This window comes from Methylobacterium sp. FF17 (assembly GCF_025813715.1).
Lineage (GTDB): Bacteria > Pseudomonadota > Alphaproteobacteria > Rhizobiales > Beijerinckiaceae > Methylobacterium > Methylobacterium flocculans.
The window spans coordinates 3,928,548-3,950,033 of sequence record NZ_CP107532.1 but is presented as its reverse complement, the minus strand read 5'-3'; the positions used below and the strand labels follow the sequence as shown (position 1 = coordinate 3,950,033).

Below are 21,486 nucleotides of genomic sequence, written 5' to 3'. Positions count from 1 at the left end.
GGACCGATGGCTCCGACGCGCCGCTGGCCCGTGATCTCGGCCCTGGGGGTCGTCCAGATCCTGACCTGGGGCTCCTCGTTCTACCTGCTGTCGGTGCTCGCCGCCCCGATGTCGGAGGATACGGGATGGCCGTTGGCGTGGGTCATCGCTGGCCTGTCCCTGGGCCTCCTCGTCGCGGGTTTGGTCTCGCCGCGCGTGGGAGCCTTCATCGGGGAGCATGGAGGCCGGCCCGTCCTGGCCTTTGCGGCCCTGGTCCTGGCCGCGGGCCTCGCCATCCTCGGCCTGGCCCCGAACCTTCCGACCTACCTGGCGGGCTGGCTTCTCGTCGGTCTGGGCATGGGCACCGGACTCTACGATCCGGCCTTCGCCACGCTGGGGCGCCTCTACGGCTCCGAGGCACGGAGCGCCATCACGACGCTGACACTCTGGGGCGGCTTCGCCAGCACGGTATGCTGGCCACTCTCCGCCTTCCTGATCGAGCAGGTGGGCTGGCGCGGGACCTGCCTCGCCTATGCCGGGCTTCATCTCGCGGTCACGTTGCCCCTCGTCCTGCTCGCGATCCCCCGGCCACCCGCACACCCGGTCGCGCGATCCGTGGGGCCGGTCCGCGGCGTCCGGCTCGATGGGCGGGAGCGCCGTGCCTTCCTCCTCATGGCGGGCGTGCTGACCCTCGGAGGCACCGTGACGGCCATGGTCTCGGTGCACCTCATCACCCTGCTCCAGGCCCGTGGCGTCGCGCTCTCCTCGGCCGTCGCCTACGGCGCGCTGATCGGCCCATCCCAGGTCGGCGCCCGCATCGTCGAGATGGCCGGGAAGGGCCGACACCATCCTCTGTGGACCCTCACGGCGGCGATGGTCCTGGTGGCCGTCGGCGTCGCGATGCTGGCGGCGGGCCTGCCCTTGGTCGGGCTCGCGCTGATCCTCTACGGGGCCGGCAACGGGATCTACTCCATCGCCCGCGGGACGGTGCCCTTGGCCCTGTTCGGACCCGAACGCTACGCGCCCCTCGTCGGCCGCCTCGCGCGTCCGAGCCTGGTGGCGCAGGCGCTTGCACCCTCCCTCGGGGCCGTCGTGCTGACGCATGCGGGCGCCGATGCGACCTACGCCCTCCTGGCCGTGCTCGCCCTGGTGAACGTCGCGCTCGCCGTATCCCTCTGGCGCGTCAGGTAGTTCCGTCCCTCCCGCGTCTCGGCGCCGTCCGGCTTCGTCGGACAGTGATTTTCCTCTTCGTCCCTCGCCGGCCGCTTCCGCTCCGGGCGGTGCAGAGCCAAACCCGGATGCCGGGGGATCATGACGACAAGGGGACCGCCCGAGATTCGAGGCGATCCCCGTGTTGCTCTGGGTTGAATGCGCGCGGAACTTTCGGTGTGCAGATCGGATCCCGGATTCGGCCGGCGCCCTCAACTGTGTGCCAGCACCGCCAGCAGCAGCAGGGCGATGATGTTGGTGATCTTGATGGCCGGGTTCACGGCGGGGCCGGCGGTGTCCTTGTAGGGGTCGCCGACGGTGTCGCCCGTCACCGCCGCCTTGTGCGCCTCCGAGCCCTTGCCGCCGTGATGCCCATCCTCGATGTACTTCTTGGCGTTGTCCCAGGCGCCGCCGCCCGAGGTCATCGAGATCGCGACGTAGAGGCCGGTGATGATGACGCCGAGGAGCATCGCCCCGACCGTGGCGAAGGCCTGGGACTTGCCGGCGATGGGCTGGATCACGAAGAACAGCACGATCGGCGACAGCACCGGCAGCAGGGACGGCACGATCATCTCCTTGATGGCCGCCCGGGTCAGCATGTCCACGGCCCGGCCGTAATCCGGCCGTTCGCGTCCCTCCATGATGCCGGGCTTCTCCCGGAACTGGCGCCGGACCTCCTCGACCACGGCGCCCGCCGCCCGGCCCACGGCCGTCATCGCCATGCCGCCGAACAGGAACGGGATGAGGCCGCCGAGCAGGAGCCCCACCACGACGTAGGGGTTCGAGAGCGAGAAATCGACGCTGACCCCCTGGAAGAAGCGGTACTGCGTCGGGCTGGCATTCGCGATGAAGTAGTTGAGGTCGGAGGTGTAGGCGGCGAACAGCACCAGGGCGCCGAGACCGGCCGAGCCGATGGCATAGCCCTTCGTCACGGCCTTGGTGGTGTTGCCGACCGCGTCGAGGGCGTCGGTGGACTTGCGGACGTCCGGCGGCAGCCCCGCCATCTCGGCGATGCCGCCGGCATTGTCGGTCACCGGCCCGAAGGCATCCAGCGCCACGATGAATCCGGCCAGCGCCAGCATGGCGGTGACCGCGATGGCGATGCCGAACAGCCCCGCCAGCGAATAGGTCGCGATGATGCCCGCCACGATGACGAGGGCGGGGAGCGCCGTGGATTCGAGGGAGATCGCCAGCCCCTGGATCACGTTGGTGCCGTGGCCGGTGACCGAGGCATCCGCGATGGATTTCACCGGGCGGAAGTTGGTGCCGGTGTAGTATTCGGTGATGACGACGATGAGCGCGGTGATGACGAGCCCGACCACCGCGCAGCCGAGAAGCCCGCCCGAGGTGAAGGTGACGCCCGCATTGGTGGTGAAGGCGGTGCTCAAACCGCCGAACAGGGCGTAGTTCACACCCGCGATGGCCCCGATGGAGAGCACGCCCGCCGTGACGAGCCCCTTGTAGAGGGCGCCCATGATCGACTGGTTGGCCCCGAGTCGCACTGCGTAGGTGCCGGCGATCGAGGTCAGGATGCAGGCGGAGCCGATGGCCAGCGGATAGAGCAGCATGGCCTCGAGCACGTTGCGCCCGGCCACGTCGGTCTGGCCGGAGAAGAAGATCGCGGCGAGCACCATGGTGGCGACCACCGTCACCGCGTAGGTCTCGAACAGGTCGGCCGCCATGCCGGCGCAGTCCCCGACGTTGTCGCCGACATTGTCCGCGATGGTGGCGGGGTTGCGCGGGTCGTCTTCCGGAATCCCGGCCTCGACCTTGCCGACGAGATCGCCGCCGACATCCGCGCCCTTGGTGAAGATGCCGCCGCCGAGGCGCGCGAAGATCGAGATCAGCGAGGCGCCGAAGCCGAGCGCCACCAGGGCGTCGATCACGTCCCGGCTGGCCGGCGCGAGGCCGGCGATGCGGGTTAGATAGCCGTAATACAGCGCCACCCCGAGGAGGGCGAGGCCGGCGACAAACATGCCCGTCACAGCGCCCGACTTGAAGGCTACTTCGAGTCCGCCGCCGAGCGAGGTCGAAGCGGCCTGGGCGGTGCGGACATTGGCGCGCACCGAGACGTTCATGCCGATGAATCCGGCGGCCCCCGACAGGACCGCGCCGATGAGGAAGCCGATGGCGACCTTGAGCCCGAGGAAATAGGCCAGCGCCACGAACAGCACGAGTCCGACCACGGCGATGGTGGCGTATTGGCGCCGCAAGTAGGCCTGGGCACCCTCGGCGATGGCGCCTGCAATTTCCTGCATGCGCTGGGTGCCGGCATCGCGCCGCATGACGTCGTTGATCGTAAGGATGCCGTAGGCGACGGCGCAGAGTCCGCCGAGGATGATAAGCAACAGTGCTGTCATGCGACCGTCCTTGATTGGGTGCTGTCCGTGCGGGACCTCGGTATCGTCTTATTCGTATCAGCCGTTTCCTGGACTTCTTGGATGTTCGGGATTTTCCACGATGCGGGCGGCTTCGTGATGCGTTCGCCGGGTGGATCGAAAGGCCAGTATTGGCAGGTCGTCGTGGCGTGCGCCTGCCTTGAGTGCCAAACTTCGTGAGCGCTTGCAAATGCTGCTTAGGTTTTTCATCCGCAAATATTTGTGCGTTGCGGTATGGCGCGCGCGGAGCAACGGCCCTGTTTGGGCGCAAGGGTTGCCCGTTGCCATTGCAGGTCGCGTTGTGAAGCGAAATGAAGGCTTTGGTCGTTCGCCTTCAGGTCGGGTTAGGACGGCAGGATCCCCGGGGAGGCCGAGGCGAATACTGAATATCCGCTCAACGGTCTCTTGATTTGCTGCAGGGAACGAAGTGACGCAGGACTTCAGTCACGTCGCGCAATGGCGTCGATGCGGTGCACGGCGCGATCCATTTAGAAATATAGTACCTGTTCGTGAGTTGGGACGGGGAAGCGGTGTGAGCAGGCGCAATAACGCGTCCTCGCGGATCACCCGGAATGACGGCGCGGCGTGGGCTCGCGGGTGCGCTTGGGCCGTCCGGCCGATCAGGGCGAGGGGGCGACCCTGCGTTCGAGGCGCATCCGGGTGATCGCCGCGACCGCGTCGAGGGCCGCCTCGCGTTCCGCGTCGGGGGTGTCCGCCAGGCGGCGCTCGAACTCCCGCAGGATCTCGGCGCGTCCGCGCCCGCGCACCGCGATGATGAAGGGGAAGCCGAAGCGCGCACGATACGCCGCGTTGAGGCGGTCGAACCGGTCGAATTCCGCCGGGCTCATGCGGTCGAGGCCGGCACTGCCCTGCTCGGAGACGGAGGCGGTGGTCATCTGGCGGGCCCGCGCTTCGGGACCGGCGAGTTCGGGATGGGCGTTGAGCAGCGCCAGGATCTCCGGCGCCGAGGCGGTGCGCGCCACCACCACCATGGCGGCGTGGAGCGCGTCACGATTGGCGAAGGGCCGGGCCGCCCAGGCCCGCTCGGCCACCCAGGGCGAGTGCTCGAAGATTCCGCCGAAGGTGCTCACGAAGGCGTCGCGGTCCATGCCGTTGACGCGCGCCAGGTCGACCGGAGCCGGGATCACCGTTTCCGGTGCGGCAGACTCGGGTGCCCCAGGCTCGGGCGTGGCCTCTGCCGGATCGGCCGGCCAGCAGCCCAGCAGCGCGAGGGCGGCCAGGATGGCGGGATGCGCGGTGCGGCGCGGCATCCGGGCTCAGCTTCCCCGATAGGTCGCGTAGCTCCACGGCGTGGTCAGAAGGGGCACGTGGTAATGCGCCTTGCCGTCCGCGATGGAAAACTGCACCGGCACCGTGTCGAGGAAAGCCGGCTCGGCCAGGGGCATGCCGAGGCCCCGGTAATACGCGGCGACGTGGAAGACGATCTGATAGCTTCCCGGCTTGAAGGCGTCGCCCGCCATCAGGGGCTTGTCGGTGCGCCCGTCCTTGTTGGTGCGGGTCGAGGCCACGAGGGCATAGCCCTCGCCCTCCCGCCTGTAGAAATCGATTCCCATGCCCGCCGCCGGCTTGCCGTTCGCCGTGTCGAGGACGTGGGTGGTGAGGCGCCCGGTCTCGTCCGCCCACGCGGGGAATGCCAGTGCGGCGAGGCCGAGACAGCCCGCAAGGAGCGCGCGGCGCCGCCAACCGAATTCGTTCATGTCCGTTCCCTCGCCCGCGACGACGCTTCGTGGCGGCGTGCCATCGGAGGGCCAAGCAGGAAGGGTGCCGGACGCGCCCGGCCGCCGTCAGAAGTGGCTGAACGAACCGGCGCCGAGGCGCAGGTCTTGCCCCGAGGCCTGCCGGAAGATCGGCGGCGCGTCTTCCGCCGTGACGGTGCCGATGCAGGTCAGGGGTGTGCCGGCCCGCACCGCATCCGTCAGTAGGGCGTCGAGGCGTTCCGGAGCCACCGCGCAGAGAATTTCGTAATCGTCGCCGCCGGTGACGATCGTGGCGAGTGCCTCGGGCGCTGCCGCCAGGGCGCGGGTGGCGGCCTCAGAGAGGGGCAGCGCGGACAGATCGATCGCCGCCGAGCGGCCCTTCCCGTTCGACGCCTTGTCCTTCGACGTGTCGCCCTTCAGCATCTTGGCGAGATCGCCGGCGAGCCCGTCCGAGACGTCCATCGCGGCGCGCGCATGGGCGCGCAGGACCGGCGCCAGGGCGACGCGTGGGCGCGGGTGCCGGTAGCGGTCGATCAGGGCGGCGCGGTCCTGCGCATCGAGGCCCCCTGCCCAGGCCGGTGGTGCGGGCCCACGCAGGTGCAGGCCGAGGGCGGCGTCGCCGATGGTGCCGCTGACGCAGAGCCGGTCGCCGATGCGGGCGCCCCTCCGCCGGACCATGCCGCCCTGCGGCACCTCGCCGATGGCGGTGATGCCGATCAGGGCCGGGCCTGCGGCCCGGACGGTGTCGCCCCCGAGGAGGTCGCCCCCGAAGGCGGCGATGCCTTCCCCGAGGCCGGCCGCGAAACCGGCGAGCCAGTCCTCGGTCCAGTCGTCCGGCAGGGCGAGGGTGAGCAGGTAGCCCCGCGGGCGCGCGCCCTTGGCGGCCAGATCCGAGACGTTCACGCCCAGCGCCTTGCGGGCGATGGAATCCGGCGGGTCGTCGGGGAAGTAGTGCACGCCGGCCACGATGGCGTCGGCGGTGAGGACGAGGTCGCAGCCCGGGTTCGGCGTCAGGGTCGCGGCGTCGTCGGTGAGGCCGTCCGCGCCGGGGCCGGCCAGGGGCGCGAAGTAGCGCGCGATCAGCCCGTCCTCGTCCGGGCGGGCCATCGGCTCAGGCCCGGCCGGAGGCCGGCAGGCCCGCGAACTCGTTGCCGCGCACCTCGCGCCCGACCTTGTCGAGGACGCCGTTGATCAGGCCCGGCTCGTCGCCGTCGTAGAAGCTGTGCGCGACGTCGACATATTCCGAGATCACCACGCGGGCCGGCACGTCGCGCCGGTACATGAGCTCGTAGGCGCCGGCGCGCAGGATCGCGCGCAGCACGGCCTCGATCCGCTTGAGGGGCCAGCCGGCCGCCAGGGCGCCGTCGAGCTGCGGGTCGATCGCCCGCTGCTCGTCCACGACGCCGCGCAGGATGTCGCGGAAGAAGGCGATCTCGGCCTGGGGATGCGCGATGCCGTCGACCTCGCGGCCGATCCAGAAGGTTTCGAACTCGGCCAGCGCCTCGATCACGCCCTTGCCCGAGATCTCCATGTCGTAGAGCGCCTGCACCACCGCGAGGCGCGCGCCGCTCCGCTCGGAGGTCTTCACCCCAGCGTTGTTGGCCATGATGTTCAATCCTCTCCGACCGGCGCGGCCGATGCGTCGCGCTTGAGCGCCAGCACCGCGAGCGCGGCCTCGGCGGCCCCGCCGCCCTTGTTCAGTTCGGCGACCCGTGCGCGGGCCTGGGCCTGGGCCTCGGTCTCTACGGTCAGGATGCCGTTGCCCAACGGCAGGCGCAGGCTGACGGACAGGTCCATCAGCGCGCGCGCACTCTCGCCGGCCACGATGTCGTAGTGCCCGGTCTCGCCGCGAATGACGCAGCCGAGCGCCACCGCCGCATCGTAGGGCTGTCCCGCGCGGGCGGCGGCCTCCACCAGGATCGCGATGGCGGCGGGGATCTCCAGGGCGCCCGGGACCGTCACCACGGTGGCCTCGGCCTCGGCCGTCGCGAGGGCGGCGCGCGCACCCGCCAGGAGCTCGTCCGACAGGTCCTCGTAGTAGCGGGCTTCGACCACGAGGACGCGGGCGCCCTTCATGTTGGGTAGCGAGCGGGCGGCGTAAGGGAGCGATACCATGGGAAGCCTTCACGGATGCGAGCGGCGGACGCCCCCGCCCCACGCGGAGACCGGACCGCAGAGCGGCGTCCTTCGATCGCAGGCGCGAGCGATAGACCGAAGGCGACGTGGCCACAAGCGCGCCGCAGGCATAGCCGCCGGTGCGGTGCCTTCAGGTTTCGACCGTGGCGCGGCTCTCGGAGAGGCGCGCGGCGTAGCGGGCGATCAGGTCGACCTCGAGGTTGAGCCGGTCGCCGACCCGGCGCTCCCCCCAGGTGGTGACCGCGAGGGTGTGGGGGATGAGGAGGACGGAGAACAGGTCGCCCGCCACCGTGTTCACGGTGAGCGAAGTGCCGTCGAGGCAGACCGAGCCCTTCTCGGCGATGAAGCGCGACAGGTTGGCCGGCGCCCGCAGGGTGAAGCGGTCGGACGGGGCCCATTGCGGATCGCCCTCCCCGCCCGTCACGGGATCGCGGGCGACGAGTTCGGCCAGCCCGTCCACGTGGCCGGTGACGAGGTGACCGCCGAGTTCGTCGCCGATCTTGAGGGAGCGTTCGAGGTTCAGGCGCCGGCCCTCGCGCCACGCGCCCACATGGGTGCGGGCCAGCGTCTCGGCGGCGGCATCGATGGCGAAGATGCAGCCCCCCTCCGCCGGCTCCACCGCCACCGCCGTGAGGCAGGGGCCCGAGCAGGCGATGGAGGCCCCGAGGGCGATCGAGGCGGGGTCGTAGTGCGAGCGGATGCGGATGCGGCGCAGGCGGTCGTCGCCCGCGACCGACACGACTTCTCCGACATCCGTGACGAGACCGGTGAACATCTCAGGCGCTCCGCTCGTAGGTGACCGCCCGGTCGGGGCCGAAGGTCCGGGTCTCGACGGGCCTCAGATGGCCGCTCGCCAGCCGTTCCGCCAGGGCCGGGCCGATGGCCGGCAGGCCCCCGGCGCCGCCCAGGGCGTTCGGGCCGGTGATCCGGGTGAAGACGTCGACGAGGTCGGCGGCCGCCAGCGCATCGGCCAGCTGGGGACCTCCCTCGCAGCAGACCCGGGTGATCCCGCGCTCGGCCAGGGCCTGGAGCGCCGCGGCGAGGTCGATCCGGCCGCTCCGGTCGGACTCGACGCCGATCACCTCGACGCCGAAGGAAGCCAGCATCCGCTTGGCGTGGATGGGCGCCCGCCGGGTGGTGATCATCAGCGTCGGCACGTCCCGCGCGCTGCGGACGAGGGAGGTCGATGGCAGGATGCGCAGCGCGGAATCGAGCACGACCCGCAGGGGCGACCGGTCCGACAGGCCGGGCAGGCGCACGGTCAGCGACGGATCGTCCGCGCGCGCGGTGCCGATGCCGACGAGGATGGCGTCGGCGTGGGCGCGCCAGAGATGCACGGCGCCGTCCGCGATGGGACCCGTGATGCGCAGGCGCTCGGCCGGCGCTCCGGCGAAGCCGTCGCGGGTCTGGGCGAGCTTGAGGTGCAGGCTCGGCCGCCCCTGCGTCACGCGGGTGACGTGTCCGCGATGGTCGCGCGCCGCCTCCCGCGCGAGGACGCCGGTGGTCACGGCGATCCCGGCCTCCCGGAGAAGGCCGTGGCCCCGTCCGGCGACGCGCGGGTCCGGGTCCTCCAGGGCGGTGACGACGCGGGTGATGCCCGCGGCCACGATCGCGTCGGTGCAGGGGGGCGTGCGGCCGTGATGCGAGCACGGCTCCAGGCTCACATAGAGGGTCGCGCCCCGCGCCGCCGCGCCGGCCATCGCCAGCGCCAGCGGTTCGGCGTGCGGGCGCCCGCCGGGGGCCGTGACGCCTTGGCCGACGATCCGCTCGGCACCCGGCTCCCCCGCCACCACCACGGCTCCCACGGAGGGGTTCGGCCAGGTCCGGCCCAGGTTGCGATACCCCAGGGCGAGGGCGAGGCGCATGAAGCGCGGATCGCCTTCCAAGACATCGCCCTCCGGAATGCCGGTCACGCTCATCGGCCCTCCCTCACGTCGGCGCTCTCGGCTGGCGCTTGGGCCGCAGGGGTGTGACCTTGGCGGCAAGATCGCCCGTAGCAGGATCCCCCGGAGCGGGCTCGACGGCAGAACCCTCTCCGGCGGGCACCCGCGCGCCCGGCCCGATCGGATCGGCGAGGGTGCCGAGCAGGGCCTTGAAGTCGCTGGCTTCGCGGAAATTCTTGTAGACCGAGGCGAAGCGCACGTAGGCGACGTCGTCGAGGCCCTTGAGGCCGTCCATCACCAGTTCGCCGATGGCCTCGCTGGCGATCTCGGCCTCGCCGCCGCTCTCGAGCTGCCGGGTGATCCCGCTGACGAGGCGCTCGATCCGCTCGGGGTCCACCGGGCGCTTGCGCACGGCCACGTCGATGGAGCGCTGCAGCTTGTCGCGGTCGAAGGGCACCCGCTTGCCCGACCGCTTGAGCACGGTGAGCTCGCGCAACTGCACCCGCTCGAAGGTGGTGAAGCGACCGCCGCAATCCGGGCAGACCCGGCGCCGGCGGATCGCCGCCGCGTCGTCGCTGGGCCGCGAATCCTTCACCTGGGTGTCGGGACCGCCGCAATAGGGACACCGCATCGGACGGACACCTGGGACTGACACACATGAAAACGGCCGCGGACCCGAAGGTCCACGGCCGCTGCATGGCATGGTGCGGGGCGCTTCTTCAAGCGCCCCGCTCTGGCATCGTGCCTCAACCGTAGATCGGGAACCGGCCGGTGAGGGCGTGCACGCGCTCCTTCACGCTGGCCTCGACGGTGGCATCGCCGCCCTCGCCCTTGGCCACGAGGCCGTCGAGCACCTCGACGATCAGGCCGCCGATCTGCTTGAACTCGGCCACGCCGAAGCCGCGCGAGGTGCCGGCCGGGGTACCGAGCCGGATGCCCGACGTGATGGTGGGCTTCTGCGTGTCGAAGGGCACGCCGTTCTTGTTGCAGGTGATGTCGGCGCGGCTGAGAGCGGCTTCCGCCGCCTTGCCGGTGAGGCCCTTCTTGGTCAGGTCCACCAGCATGAGGTGGTTGTCGGTGCCGCCCGAGGTGATGTCGTAGCCGCCCGACATCAGGGTGTCGGCGAGCGCCTTGGCGTTCTCGATGACCTGCTTGGCGTAGATCTTGAACTCGGGCTTGAGGGCCTCGCCGAAGGCGACCGCCTTGCCGGCGATGACGTGCATGAGCGGGCCGCCCTGGAGGCCCGGGAAGATCGCCGAGTTGAACTTCTTGGCGAGCGCCTCGTCGTTCGTGAGGATGATGCCGCCGCGCGGGCCGCGCAGGGTCTTGTGCGTGGTCGAGGTGACCACGTGGGCATGCGGGAACGGCGACGGGTGCACGCCGGCCGCGATCAGGCCGGCGAAGTGCGCGGCATCCACGAAGAAGTAGGCGCCGACCGCGTCCGCGATCTCGCGGAACTTGGCGAAGTCCCAGTGGCGCGGATAGCCCGAGCCGCCGGCGATGATCACCTTGGGCTTGTGCTCGTGGGCGAGACGCTCGACCTGCTCCATGTCGATGCGCTGATCGTCGCGGCGCACGGTGTAGGAGACGGGCTTGAACCACTTGCCCGAGACGTTCGGCGGGGCGCCGTGGGTGAGGTGGCCGCCGGCGGCGAGGTCGAGGCCCAGGAAGGTGTCGCCCGGCTGCATCAGGGCCATGAAGACGCCCTGGTTCGCCTGGGAGCCGGAATTCGGCTGCACGTTGGCGAAGCCGCAGTCGAACAGGCGCTTGGCGCGCTCGATGGCGAGGTTCTCGGCGATGTCCACGAACTGGCAGCCGCCATAGTAGCGGCGACCCGGATAACCCTCGGCGTACTTGTTGGTGAGCACCGAGCCCTGCGCTTCGAGCACGGCGCGCGAGACGATGTTCTCGGAGGCGATCAGCTCGATCTCATGCTGCTGGCGGCCGAGTTCCAGGGCCACCGCCTGGGCGATCTCCGGGTCCGCTTCCGTGAGGGGCGCGGCGAAGAACGAGTTGGAGAAGTGCTTGTCGGCAGCGGTACCGGCGCTCATGAAAAGCCTCGATTGTTGAACGGGCGGACGCACCCGTAATCCGCTGGCGTTGGCGGGCGGGCGTTCGAAGGCTGGATTACTACACGCGCCGGCTTCCCAGGCCAAGCACAGGCATTTTTGTGCACACGCTCAAAAAAATTCAGCACAGAGCGTCGAGGCGGCAGACCGACAACTGCCGTGACCGTGTCGTGGCGTCGCATCTGCGCGCCAAACTCGGCTTCCACGACGCAGAAAGGCCCGCGCCTCCGGCGCGGGCCCTGCTTCTGCTTGCCGGTATCCAGTGCTTGCCGGTATCCAGGTGGGAGAAGCTTAGTTCTCCTCGTCGCCCGGCTCGAAGCTCGGAACCGATTCGGCGCTCGCGACCGGGGTCGGAGCCGAGAGGGTCGAGGGCACGTTCACACCGTCGCGCTTATAGATGTCGTCGCGGAACTGCACGAGCCCGTCCGGGGTCGACCAGGCCGTGATGTAGGTCCAGTAGACCGGGACCGGGCTGGACAGGGTGGCGTCGACGCGCTTGCCGCTCTCGATCGCCTGCTCGACCTGGTCACGGCCCCAGCCGGGCGTGTCCTTGAGCAGCCAGGTGATGTACTCGCGCACGTTCTGCACGCGGACGCAGCCCGACGAGATGAAGCGGAAGTCGTCGCCGTAGACACCCTTCGAGTTCGTGTCGTGCATGAACACGCCGTGCGGGTTCGGGATGTTGATGCGCACGATGCCCATCGAGTTGAAGTCGGCGCCCGAATCCTGACGGTAGCGGTAGCGCGTGCCCTCGTCCGAGTTCCAGTTCACGGAAGCGGGCGAGATCTCGTTGTCACCGGCGAAGATGCGGATCTTGTTCTCGGTGAGGTAGGTCGGATCCTTCTGCATCTTGGGGATGAGGTCCTTCTTCACGATGGAAGCCGGGACCGTCCAGAAGGGGTTGAAATTGATCTGCGTCGCCTTGGTGTTCATGATCGGCGACTGACGGTCGATCTTGCCGACGCCGGCGGCGTGCAGGGTCACGACCTGGCCGTTCTCCACCGTCTGCACCAGGGCGGCGGGGATGTTCGTGATCACGAAGCGGTTGCCGAGGTTGCCCGCATAGGAGCGCAGGCGCACCACGTTGATCTCGAGCTGGTGCAGGCGCACGTCGGCCGGCACGTTCATGGCGGCCTGCGTGGTCTGGGTCATGGCACCGGTCTGGCTCAGGCCGTGACGAGCCTGGAAGCGCTTCACGCCGGCCGCGACGTAGGAATCGTACACGCCGCTTCCGCCCGAGGCCGGGTCGAGGTCGCCGGTGGTGATCAGGCGCTGGCGCAGGGCGGCCACTGCCGGGCCCTTGGAACCGACCCGCAGGCGGTCTGCACCCGAGACCGGCTTCCAGCCGCCGCGATTGACGATGTCGCGGTAGCGCTCGATCATCTGCTCGGTGGCCGCCACGGTCTGCGGCGACAGGATCGGCGTCGAGGAGCGCTGCACCTGCATGGTGGCGGGCGACGCGTAATCCTGCGCCCATTCGGCCTGGGCAAAGCCGCCGGCCTCGCGCGCCATCGCGGACGAACCGAGGACGGTCGCCGATGCGAGCAGTGCGAAGCCGAGCGAGCGGGTGTGGAAAGCCTGTTTCAGCATCGGACGTGAACTCTGATCTGATTTACGAACAGCGGCATGTGGCATCCGGGATCCCGGCGTGCCGGACCTTCGGATTCCCCGTGCCGCGAACGTGTCGGGGTGCGGTTAAGAACTCATGGCGACCCGGCCACATTGTGGCGTTGGGTCGCTTGTCCCCGTTCTCCCCGCTCATGGGCCCTCGACTGCGACCCGTGCGCCACAGCACCGCCTTGCGCGCGGCGACGGGCATGGCGAAACTGTGATGGTTCCTCTAAGCCGAGCGACGATGATTCTCGCCCCGTCCCGAGCAGAAGGCAGACGCGTGCAGCCCCTTCGCGCGGTCACGGCGGTGATCGCGCTCTATGCGTTCGTGCTGCACGCGGTGCTCGGCGGGCTGGTGCCCTCGACCCAGCCGGTCGGGCACGGGGTGCTCTGTCTCGGGCAGTACGACGGCGACGGCGCGGCCGCCTCCGGAGCCGGAACACCCGATTCCGGGCATCACGCGCATCCGCCCTGCTGCACGGTGCCGGGCTCCGTCCTCCTCGGTCTTCTGCCCGAGCCCGCGACCCGGATCGTCGCCTGGCCGTCCCGCGAGGCGGTGCGCCTCGCCTGGCGCCCCGAGGCCCTCGTCTCGGCGCGCGGGCCGCCCGGCACGATCGCCCATCCGCGCGGTCCCCCCGTCGTCTGAGCCGATCGCCCTTCCCCGATCCTTTCAGAACGCGGACCGCACATCATGAACCGGATTGCCCGGGCCGAGCGTCTCGCCGGCCTCCTCCTCTGCCTGTCCACCTCCGGCGCCCTCGCGCATGCCACCCTCGAGCGCAAGGAGGCGAGCCCTAATGCCAGCTATCGCGGCGTGGTGCAGATCACCCATGGCTGCGACGGCGAGCCCACCACCCGCGTCCGCGTCACCATCCCCGAGGGGGTGGTCGGCGCCAAGCCGATGCCGAAGCCCGGCTGGACGGTGAGCACCGAGAAGGGCGCCTACGCCAAGGCCTATCCGTATTTCCACGGTGACATCCGCGAGGGCGTGAAGACCATCACCTGGACCGGCGGCAGCCTGCCCGACGATCAGGTCGACGAGTTCACGTTCTTCGCCCGTGTCACCGATGCCTTCGCGCCGGGCAGCACGGTGTACTTTCCCATCGAGCAGGATTGCGCCAAGGGCCAGTACCGATGGAGCGAGATCCCGGCGGCCGGACAGGACGCGCATGCCCTGAAATCCCCTGCTCCAGGCGTCCGGGTGGTGGCCGCTGCGGCCAAGGCCGCGCCCGCACCCGCGTCGAACGTGAAGGCCGGGGACCTCAGCATCGAGATGCCCTGGATGCGTGCGACGCCCGGCGGCGCCAAGGTGGCGGGCGGCTATGTCCGGGTGACCAATACCGGCACGCAGGCGGACCGGCTCACCGGCGCCTCGATCCCGCTCGCCGCGCGGGGCGCGATCCACACCATGAGCGTGGAGGGCGGCGTGATGAAGATGGCGCCGGTGGACGGTGGGCTCACCATCAAGCCCGGCGAAACCGTGGAACTGAAGCCCGGCGGCCTGCACCTCATGTTCGAGGACCTCTCGGGCGCGCCGAAGGCCGGCGAGGTCATCCCGGGTACGCTCACCTTCGAGCGGGCCGGGACCGTGCCGGTGAGCTTCAGCGTCGCACCGATCGGCGCGATGAAGCCCGGCGCCCCCGCCTCGGCCACCCCGGGTCATCACGACCACTGACGTCGCGGTTCGCCCCCGAATCCCCGGGGGCGGCCGGCGCGAATCAGCGCGCAGCGCCGCGTCACACCTCTGCCCCTTCCTCCACCGGGATCATGCCGGGTTCCTTCGCCATGGCGCGGAGCGTGGACCCATGATCCGGAGCCCGTTCCCATGTCCGCTCCCCTGCCCTTTCGCCCGCCCATCTCGATCCTGGCGGGTCTCGCCGGTGTCTCGCTCCTCGCGCTTCCGGCCGCCCCGGCCGGGGGCCAGGAGAGCGCTGCCGCGACCCTCTCCGAACTCAGTGTCGAGGGAGTCGCGGCCGGCTCCCTCACCGTGCCGAGCGTGGCGGCGCAGCGCGCGACGGTGAACGCCACCGTCGGCTCCGTCGCCTTCGTCGATGCGCAGGATTTTCAGGACCGCTACGCCAACACCCTGCGCGATACCCTCAAGGAGGTGCCGGGTGTCTACGTGCAGGAGCGCTACGGCCAGGAACTGCGCCTCTCGGTGCGCGGCTCGGGCATCTCGCGCGGCTTCCACCTGCGCGGGCTCGAGCTCCTGCAGGACGGCATCCCGATCAACCTCGCGGACGGCAGTGGGGACTTCTATCAGATCGATCCCCTGGGGCTTCGGTCGATCGAGGTCTACAAGGGCGGCAACGCCCTCACCTTCGGGGCGACGACGCTCGGCGGCGCGATCAATTTCGTCACGCCGACGGCCCTGACGGCCCTCGCGCCGAATATCCTGCGGATCGATGGCGGGTCATTCAACACCATCCGGGAGAACTTCCAGGTCTCGCGGGTCTCAGGACCGGTGGATGTCCTGATCAATGGCACGATCACGAATTCCGACGGCTACCGGGACCACGAGACCCAGCGCACGCAGAACTTCAACGCCAATCTCGGATACCAGCTCGCCCCCGGCATTGAGACACGGTTCTATGCCGGCATCTATCTGACCGACCAGAAACTGCCGGGTACGCTGAGCCTGTTCAACGCCCTGAACAACCCGACCCTCGCCAACCCCAGCGCGATCGCGGGCAACCAGTCCCGCAAGGTCGAGACCGAGCGGATCGCCAACCGCACCTCCTTCGCGCTCGATGTCGGCAAGCTCGACATCGATACCTGGGCGATCCACAAGTCGCTCTACCATCCGATCTTCCAGGTCATCGACCAGGACGGCTGGACCTACGGCATCGCCCCGCACTGGGCCGGCAGCTTCGACATCGCGGGCTACCGCAACGACACGATCCTCGGCCTGCGCGCCTTCGCCGGACAGAACTCGGCGCTGCAGTTCGTCAACGTCGCGGGCCAGCGCGGCGCGCAGACGCTGCGTGCGGTCCAGAGTGCATCAAACTACGAGGCGTATGGCGAGAACCGGTTCTGGTTCCTGCCGGATGTTGCACTCATGACCGGCGCCAAGGCGTTCTCGTCGAATCGCACCTACAGCAACAAGGGCGGCTTTACCGGCGCCAATCGACTCCCCGCCTTCGCCGAGGAGACCTATGCGGGCCTCAACCCGAAGATCGGCCTGCTCTGGCAGCCGCTGCCCGAGATCCAGGTCTTCGGCGACATCACGCGGTCCCGCGACGTGCCGGACTTCTCCGACCTCGTGCAGACGAACACGCTGAACACCACCTTCGTGCCGCTGCGGGCCCAGCGCGCCGTGACCTACGAGGCCGGGACGCGGGGGCGGATCGACCGGCTCTCCTGGGACGTGACGCTCTATCGCTCGGAGGTCCGGGACGAACTGATCAATTTCTCGATCGATCCCGGCCTGAACATTCCGGCGGCGACCTTCAACGCCCCGCGCACCCGTCACCAGGGCGTGGAGGCGGCCATCTCCCTCGACCTCGCCGGAAACGTGATCAGCCGCGGCGACGGGCTCACCGTCTCGCAGATCTGGACCCACAACGACTTCCGCTTCGTGCGCGATCCGGTCTTTGCCGACAACCGGATCGCCGGCATCCCCGCCGACGTGCTGCGGAGCGTGCTGACCTATCGCGACAGCGCGGGCTTCCACGTCAGCCCGTCCGTGGACTGGGTGCCGCACGGCGCCTTCGCGGACCACGCCAACACCCTGAAGGTGCCGGGCTACGCGGTCTTCAACGTCGCGGCGGGCTTCGACTTCCGCAACGGCGTCTCCCTGTTCGTGGATGCCCGCAACCTGACGGACACCCGCTACGTCTCGGACATCTCGGTCGTCACCAATGCCGCGAGCGTGGCCGGCGGTCCGGTGGCGTTCTATCCGGGCGCGGGCCGCAGCGTCTTCGGGGGGATTCGCGCGGGGTTCTGAGGAACGCCGCGTCCTCCTCCGTCGCCCGCCGGAGCTGCTCGCGAACGCGTTGCGATCGGGGGCGGCTCCAAGTCTCTGTTTTCGCGCGCTTTCCCGTGTCGGATCGGTGTCCGCTTCGGAGGCGCGGACTTTAGTAGAGCCCGCCCGCCTGGGCGGCGCGGTCCGCATCCGCCGGCACGGCGGCCGGGGCGGATTCCCGCGGGGCGGCGACGTAGGCGTCCGGCGGCGCGGTGCCCGGCTTGAAGGCTTCGAGGATCGTGCCCCCGCCCTCGCCGGAGCCGGACCGCATGCCGGACGAGGCCGAGACGCGGATCAGCTTGATGCCCGGGGGCACGCGGAACGGGGTCGGCGGCTTGTCCTTCAGCGCCTGCTTCAGGAAGTCGAGGGCGATGGGCGCGGCGAGACCGCCACCGGTGGCGCGGTCCCCCAGCGAGCGCGGCTTGTCGAAGCCGATATAGACGCCGACCGCCAGGTCCGGCGAGAAGCCCACGAACCACGCATCCTTGGCGTCGTTCGTGGTGCCGGTCTTGCCGGCCAGCGGCTTGCCGACCTGCTTCAGGATGGTGGCGGTGCCGCGCTGCACCACGCCCTCCATGATGGAGGTCATCTGGTAGGCGGTGAGCGGATCGAGCACCTGCTCCGAATCGTCCACGAGCTTCGGCTCGTCCTGGCCCGACCACTTGTCGGCGTCACAGCCCAGGCACTTGCGGTTGTCGTGCTTGTAGATGGTCTCGCCGACCCGGTCCTGGATGCGGTCGATCAGGGTCGGGCGGATGCGCCGGCCGCCATTGGCCAGCATCGAGTAGGCGGTGACCATGCGCATCACCGTGGTCTCGCCCGCACCCAGCGACATCGGCAGCACGGGGAGCATGTCGTCGTAGACGCCGAAGCGGCGGGCATATTCCGCGATCAGCGGCATGCCGACATCCTTGGCCAGCCGCACCGTCATCAGGTTCTTCGAATGCTCGATGCCGTAGCGCAGCGTGTGCGGTCCGCCCGACTTGCCATCGTAGTTCGAGGGCGTCCAGGCCTCCTGGCCGGGGCCCGCCTCGATGGTGATCGGCGAATCCTGCACGATGGAGGACGGGGTGTAGCCGTTGTCCAGGGCCGCCGAGTAGACGATCGGCTTGAACGACGAGCCGGGCTGGCGCATCGCCTGGGTGGCGCGGTTGAACTGGCTCTCGTCGTAGGAGAAGCCGCCGACCATGGCGTGGACGCGACCCGTATAGGGGTCCATCGCCACGATGGCGCCGGAGACCTCGGGGCGCTGGCGCAGGCGGTAGAGGCCGCGACCGCCATCCATCGCCTCCACGTAGACCACGTCCCCGGCGTTCAGGGCAGCGGCGGGCGCGCGCCCGGTCCAGCGGGTGCCGTCGGCCGCGATGGTGCCGGTCTCCCGGTCCTTCGAGACCTGACCGGAGGCCTCACGGCGCGGCTGCAGGCCGATCTGCGCGGCGCCGCCCGTGGTGCTCAGCACCACGGCGAGGCGCCAGGGGGCGACGTCGCCGAGTCCGGAGACCTCCGCGACCGCCAAGCCCCAGTCGCGGCCGACGAGGTCGACCTTGGCCTGCGCCCCGCGCCAGCCATGGGACTGGTCGTAGCGGATCAGGCCGTCCACCAGGGACTTGCGGGCCCAGGCCTGCATCTTCGGGTCGAGGGTCGCGCGCACCGAGAGACCGCCCTCGTAGAGCTTCTTCTCGCCGTAGCGCTCGGCGATCTCGCGGCGGACTTCCTCGGTGAAGTAGTTGGCGTTGGCGGCATTGGCGAAGGCGACGCGGGGATTGACCCCGAGCGGCATCTTGCGGGCGGCCTCGGCCTCTTCCTTCGTGATGTACCCGTTCTGGGCCATCAGACCGATGATCTCGTTGCGGCGGGCGAGCGCCTTCTGGGTCTGGCGGTAGGGGTGGTAGTTGTTCGGGCCCTTCGGCAGGGCGGCGAGATAGGCTGCCTCGTTGATCGTCAACTCGTGGACCGACTTGCCGAAGTAGTCGAGCGCGGCCGCCGCGACCCCGTGCAGGTTGCGGCCCGGCACGATGGTGCCGAGGAAGATCTCGTTGAGGTAGAGCTCGAGGATCTTGTCCTTGGAGTAGGCCGCCTCGATCCGGAAGGCGATCAGCGCCTCCTTGACCTTGCGCTCCAGGGTCTGCTCCGGCGACAGCAGGAAGTTCTTGGCCACCTGCTGGGTGATGGTCGAGGCGCCCTGCTTCTTGCCGCTCATGAAGTTGGTCAGCGCGGCGCGCACGAGCCCTTCCGGATCGACGCCGCCATGCTTGTAGAAGTTCTTGTCCTCGGCCGAGAGGAAGGCCGCGACCACGACCTTGGGCATGGCCTGGATCGGCAGGTAGAGCCGGCGCTCGCTGGCGTATTCGGCGAGCAGCGAGCCGTCCGCCGCGTGAACGCGGCTCATCACCGGCGGCTCGTAATTGGCGAGCGCGGCGTGGTCCGGCAGGTCCTGGCTGAACTTCCAGTAGAAGAACGCCGCCCCCGCCGCTCCGAGCACGAACACCATCGCGCCCACGCTGAACAGGAAGCCGAAGAAACGAAGGATGAAGCGCATCCGGGTCCCGTCCGTCGATGATCCACCGCCGCCGGTCGGCCGCGAACGCGCCCACTTTCGCGGCGGGCGCCTCCTCGGACCGTGTCCCGTCCCGAAAAGCAAGTGCCCTCCGGGGGACGCATGCGTCCCACCGCTCCTGGCGGCCGGGCCCACGATATCGGTGGCGTTCGTTCCAGAGCCCCGCGACGGGTCGCGCCGAGATGAATTCGACGTGGACCTGACCGGGGCGCTGTGAGCCCCGGTTTCACAACCATTCTATGGTGAAACTGGGGCGATTGCCGCCGAGCGGCGGGGCGGCCCCGGCCGCGTCAGCGAGGTCCGGTTGCCGAAGAAGGCGTCGATGGCCTTGGCCATGCCGCCCGTGACCTCCGCCCGCCACGCCTCCGATTGCAGGAGGTCGAGATCGCGCTTGCTCGACAGATAGCCGAGCTCGACGAGGACCGAGGGCACGTCCGGCGAGCGCAGCACCTGGAAGCCCGCCTCGCGATGGGGCTTGGCGCTCATCTCCATCACCGGGCCGAGATGGGCCATCAGGCCCTTGGCGAAGCCGGAGGAGAACGTGCGGGTCTCCCGCAGGGTGAGTTCCTGCAGGATGTCGGCGACATGGCCGGGCCCCTCGTTCGATTCGGTGCCGGCGGCGGCGTCGGCCCGGTTCTCGCGCTCCGCCAAGCGGGCGGATTCGGCGTCGGTCGCCTTCTCGGAGCCGGTATAGATCGTGGCGCCGCGCACCTGTGGCGCCGACGAGATCGAATCGGCGTGGATCGACACGAACAGGTCGGCTTTGGCCTCCCGGGCGATGCGGACGCGCTCCGAGAGGGGCACGAACACGTCGCGGTCGCGGGTCATGCGCACCCGGTAGCGGCCGTTCCCCTCGAGCCGGGACACGAGTGCCTGGGCGAAGCCGAAGACGATGTCCTTCTCGAACACGCCGGTGGCCGCGATGGCGCCCGGATCGGTGCCGCCATGTCCGGCGTCGACCATGATCAGGGGGCGGGCGTCGGTGGCTTCCGGCTCGGCGGCGGCCTTGCGCTGGGCTGGGGCCGGGTCGCTCGCCACGGCGGCGCGGCGGAACCCCTCGCGATCCGTGCGCTGGAACTCGATGCTGAGCAGGACCGCCCCGTCGCGCGCCCGCGTGACGGTCTCGATCCGCCCCACGCTGGCGGGCTGCGCCAGATCCACCACGATGCGGGAGCGCCCGGGCGCGAACAGGCCGTAGCGGAACGAGGACACGAGGCCGTCGCGCTTGCGCCCGGTGCCGGCGCCGAGCTGGAAGTTCACTTCCGCGAGGTCGATGACGGCCCGGTCCGGACGTTCCATCACGAAGGCCCGCGCCTCGATGGCCCTGGAGAGGGTGAGCGTCAGCTTCGTCGTCCCGCCGGTCGTCGCCAGATCGGCCGCGATCGCGACGGCGGCCTGGTTCGCGCCGGGGGCGGCCGCCCGCGCCCGGTCGCCGTCCTGGGCCGTGGCCGGCGCCGCGCCGAGGACGGCGAGGACGGCGAGGGAGCGCAGCAGGGGCGAGCGTGTTGGCATCGGTCCGGCTTTCGTCCCCTGGAGGCTTGGCCCGCGAACGCGGATGGGCGAACGCTGCGACTAAGGGATACGGACGGGATGGTTAACCGTTCCTCAAAGCCCGCGTTCCACTTCGCCCGGGCTTGTGACCTGTGAGCGACAGGGCCGGGGAGCGCCCGGCGCCGTCGGTCGATCCACCCTCCCCGGGGGATCCGGGGCGGATGGACCTTGCCAAAACGTCGCGACGCTCTGTAATGGTAGTGTCCCCTTCCCGGCGTCGCGCGGTTTGCTCCGCGGCCCGCGGGCGCGGTCCGGCTTCTCGCGGGACCGCTTTCGCAGTCGGTTCCCCGCGTCTGACGATGCGGAGCTTCGAACCGGCGGCGCTTCAAGCCGGGTGGGAGTCGGTTCATCCGGCGGTCGTTTTGTCCGCCGCACCGTTCTTTGGAATGCACGGCCCGTCCCCGACGGGCCCACACAGTCTTCGCGAGGTC

17 protein-coding genes are annotated in these 21,486 nt (G+C 70.0%); 4 read left to right on the top strand and 13 right to left on the bottom strand.

The window, feature by feature from the left end; translation table 11 throughout:
- Positions 1–6 precede the first annotated feature (6 nt).
- Entirely contained in the window at positions 7–1,170 is a 1,164-nt protein-coding gene (locus tag OF380_RS18695) for an MFS transporter (protein WP_264046590.1), read from the top strand.
- A gap of 230 nt (positions 1,171–1,400) precedes the next feature.
- Here the strand turns inward: OF380_RS18695 and OF380_RS18690 are convergent, their stop codons facing one another.
- From OF380_RS18690 to OF380_RS18640, 11 genes are all read right to left on the bottom strand, one after another.
- The gene (locus tag OF380_RS18690) at positions 1,401–3,548 is read right to left on the bottom strand and encodes a sodium-translocating pyrophosphatase (protein WP_264046589.1); all 2,148 of its coding nucleotides are present in this window, start codon (positions 3,546–3,548) and stop codon (positions 1,401–1,403) included.
- 638 nt (positions 3,549–4,186) lie between these two features.
- Positions 4,187–4,837, bottom strand: coding sequence for a 2-oxo-4-hydroxy-4-carboxy-5-ureidoimidazoline decarboxylase (gene uraD, locus OF380_RS18685; protein ID WP_318784198.1), 651 nt, complete (start codon positions 4,835–4,837; stop codon positions 4,187–4,189).
- 6 nt (positions 4,838–4,843) lie between these two features.
- A complete protein-coding gene (gene uraH / locus OF380_RS18680) occupies positions 4,844–5,140 on the bottom strand; it encodes a hydroxyisourate hydrolase (protein WP_264051393.1) in 297 nt (98 codons plus the stop codon).
- Positions 5,141–5,371: 231 nt separating this feature from the next.
- Complete coding sequence (gene thiL / locus OF380_RS18675) at positions 5,372–6,391, bottom strand: thiamine-phosphate kinase (protein WP_264046587.1); 1,020 nt, start codon at positions 6,389–6,391, stop codon at positions 5,372–5,374.
- A 4-nt stretch (positions 6,392–6,395) separates the two neighbouring features.
- A complete protein-coding gene (gene nusB, locus OF380_RS18670; RefSeq protein WP_264046585.1) occupies positions 6,396–6,890 on the bottom strand; it encodes a transcription antitermination factor NusB in 495 nt (164 codons plus the stop codon).
- Between the two features lie 5 nt (positions 6,891–6,895).
- A complete protein-coding gene (ribH, locus tag OF380_RS18665; protein WP_264046583.1) occupies positions 6,896–7,399 on the bottom strand; it encodes a 6,7-dimethyl-8-ribityllumazine synthase in 504 nt (167 codons plus the stop codon).
- 151 nt (positions 7,400–7,550) lie between these two features.
- On the bottom strand, positions 7,551–8,195 hold the full coding sequence (locus tag OF380_RS18660) for a riboflavin synthase (protein ID WP_264046580.1): 645 nt from the start codon (positions 8,193–8,195) through the stop codon (positions 7,551–7,553).
- Position 8,196: 1 nt separating this feature from the next.
- Positions 8,197–9,339, bottom strand: coding sequence for a bifunctional diaminohydroxyphosphoribosylaminopyrimidine deaminase/5-amino-6-(5-phosphoribosylamino)uracil reductase RibD (gene ribD, locus OF380_RS18655; RefSeq protein WP_264046578.1), 1,143 nt, complete (start codon positions 9,337–9,339; stop codon positions 8,197–8,199).
- A gap of 10 nt (positions 9,340–9,349) precedes the next feature.
- Complete coding sequence (gene nrdR / locus OF380_RS18650) at positions 9,350–9,934, bottom strand: transcriptional regulator NrdR (RefSeq protein WP_264046576.1); 585 nt, start codon at positions 9,932–9,934, stop codon at positions 9,350–9,352.
- A gap of 115 nt (positions 9,935–10,049) precedes the next feature.
- On the bottom strand, positions 10,050–11,354 hold the full coding sequence (glyA, locus tag OF380_RS18645; protein WP_264046575.1) for a serine hydroxymethyltransferase: 1,305 nt from the start codon (positions 11,352–11,354) through the stop codon (positions 10,050–10,052).
- 309 nt (positions 11,355–11,663) lie between these two features.
- Complete coding sequence (locus OF380_RS18640) at positions 11,664–12,962, bottom strand: L,D-transpeptidase family protein (RefSeq protein ID WP_264046573.1); 1,299 nt, start codon at positions 12,960–12,962, stop codon at positions 11,664–11,666.
- Between the two features lie 301 nt (positions 12,963–13,263).
- Here OF380_RS18640 and OF380_RS18635 point away from each other — a divergent pair, with 301 nt between their 5' ends.
- The 3 genes from OF380_RS18635 to OF380_RS18625 all read left to right on the top strand — a co-directional run bounded on the left by OF380_RS18635 (position 13,264) and on the right by OF380_RS18625 (position 16,929).
- Positions 13,264–13,629, top strand: coding sequence for a hypothetical protein (locus OF380_RS18635; protein WP_264046571.1), 366 nt, complete (start codon positions 13,264–13,266; stop codon positions 13,627–13,629).
- A gap of 45 nt (positions 13,630–13,674) precedes the next feature.
- Positions 13,675–14,658, top strand: a complete 984-nt coding sequence (locus OF380_RS18630; protein ID WP_264046568.1) for a DUF1775 domain-containing protein — start codon at positions 13,675–13,677, stop codon at positions 14,656–14,658.
- Between the two features lie 150 nt (positions 14,659–14,808).
- Positions 14,809–16,929, top strand: coding sequence for a TonB-dependent receptor family protein (locus OF380_RS18625; RefSeq protein WP_264046566.1), 2,121 nt, complete (start codon positions 14,809–14,811; stop codon positions 16,927–16,929).
- Positions 16,930–17,059: 130 nt separating this feature from the next.
- Here OF380_RS18625 and OF380_RS18620 read toward each other — a convergent pair whose 3' ends face one another.
- Together OF380_RS18620 and OF380_RS18615 are read right to left on the bottom strand one after the other, a co-directional pair.
- Positions 17,060–19,486 (bottom strand): penicillin-binding protein 1A, encoded by a 2,427-nt coding sequence (locus tag OF380_RS18620; RefSeq protein WP_264046564.1) that lies wholly within the window; start codon positions 19,484–19,486, stop codon positions 17,060–17,062.
- A gap of 255 nt (positions 19,487–19,741) precedes the next feature.
- A complete protein-coding gene (locus OF380_RS18615) occupies positions 19,742–21,016 on the bottom strand; it encodes an N-acetylmuramoyl-L-alanine amidase (RefSeq protein WP_264046562.1) in 1,275 nt (424 codons plus the stop codon).
- Positions 21,017–21,486 lie beyond the last annotated feature (470 nt).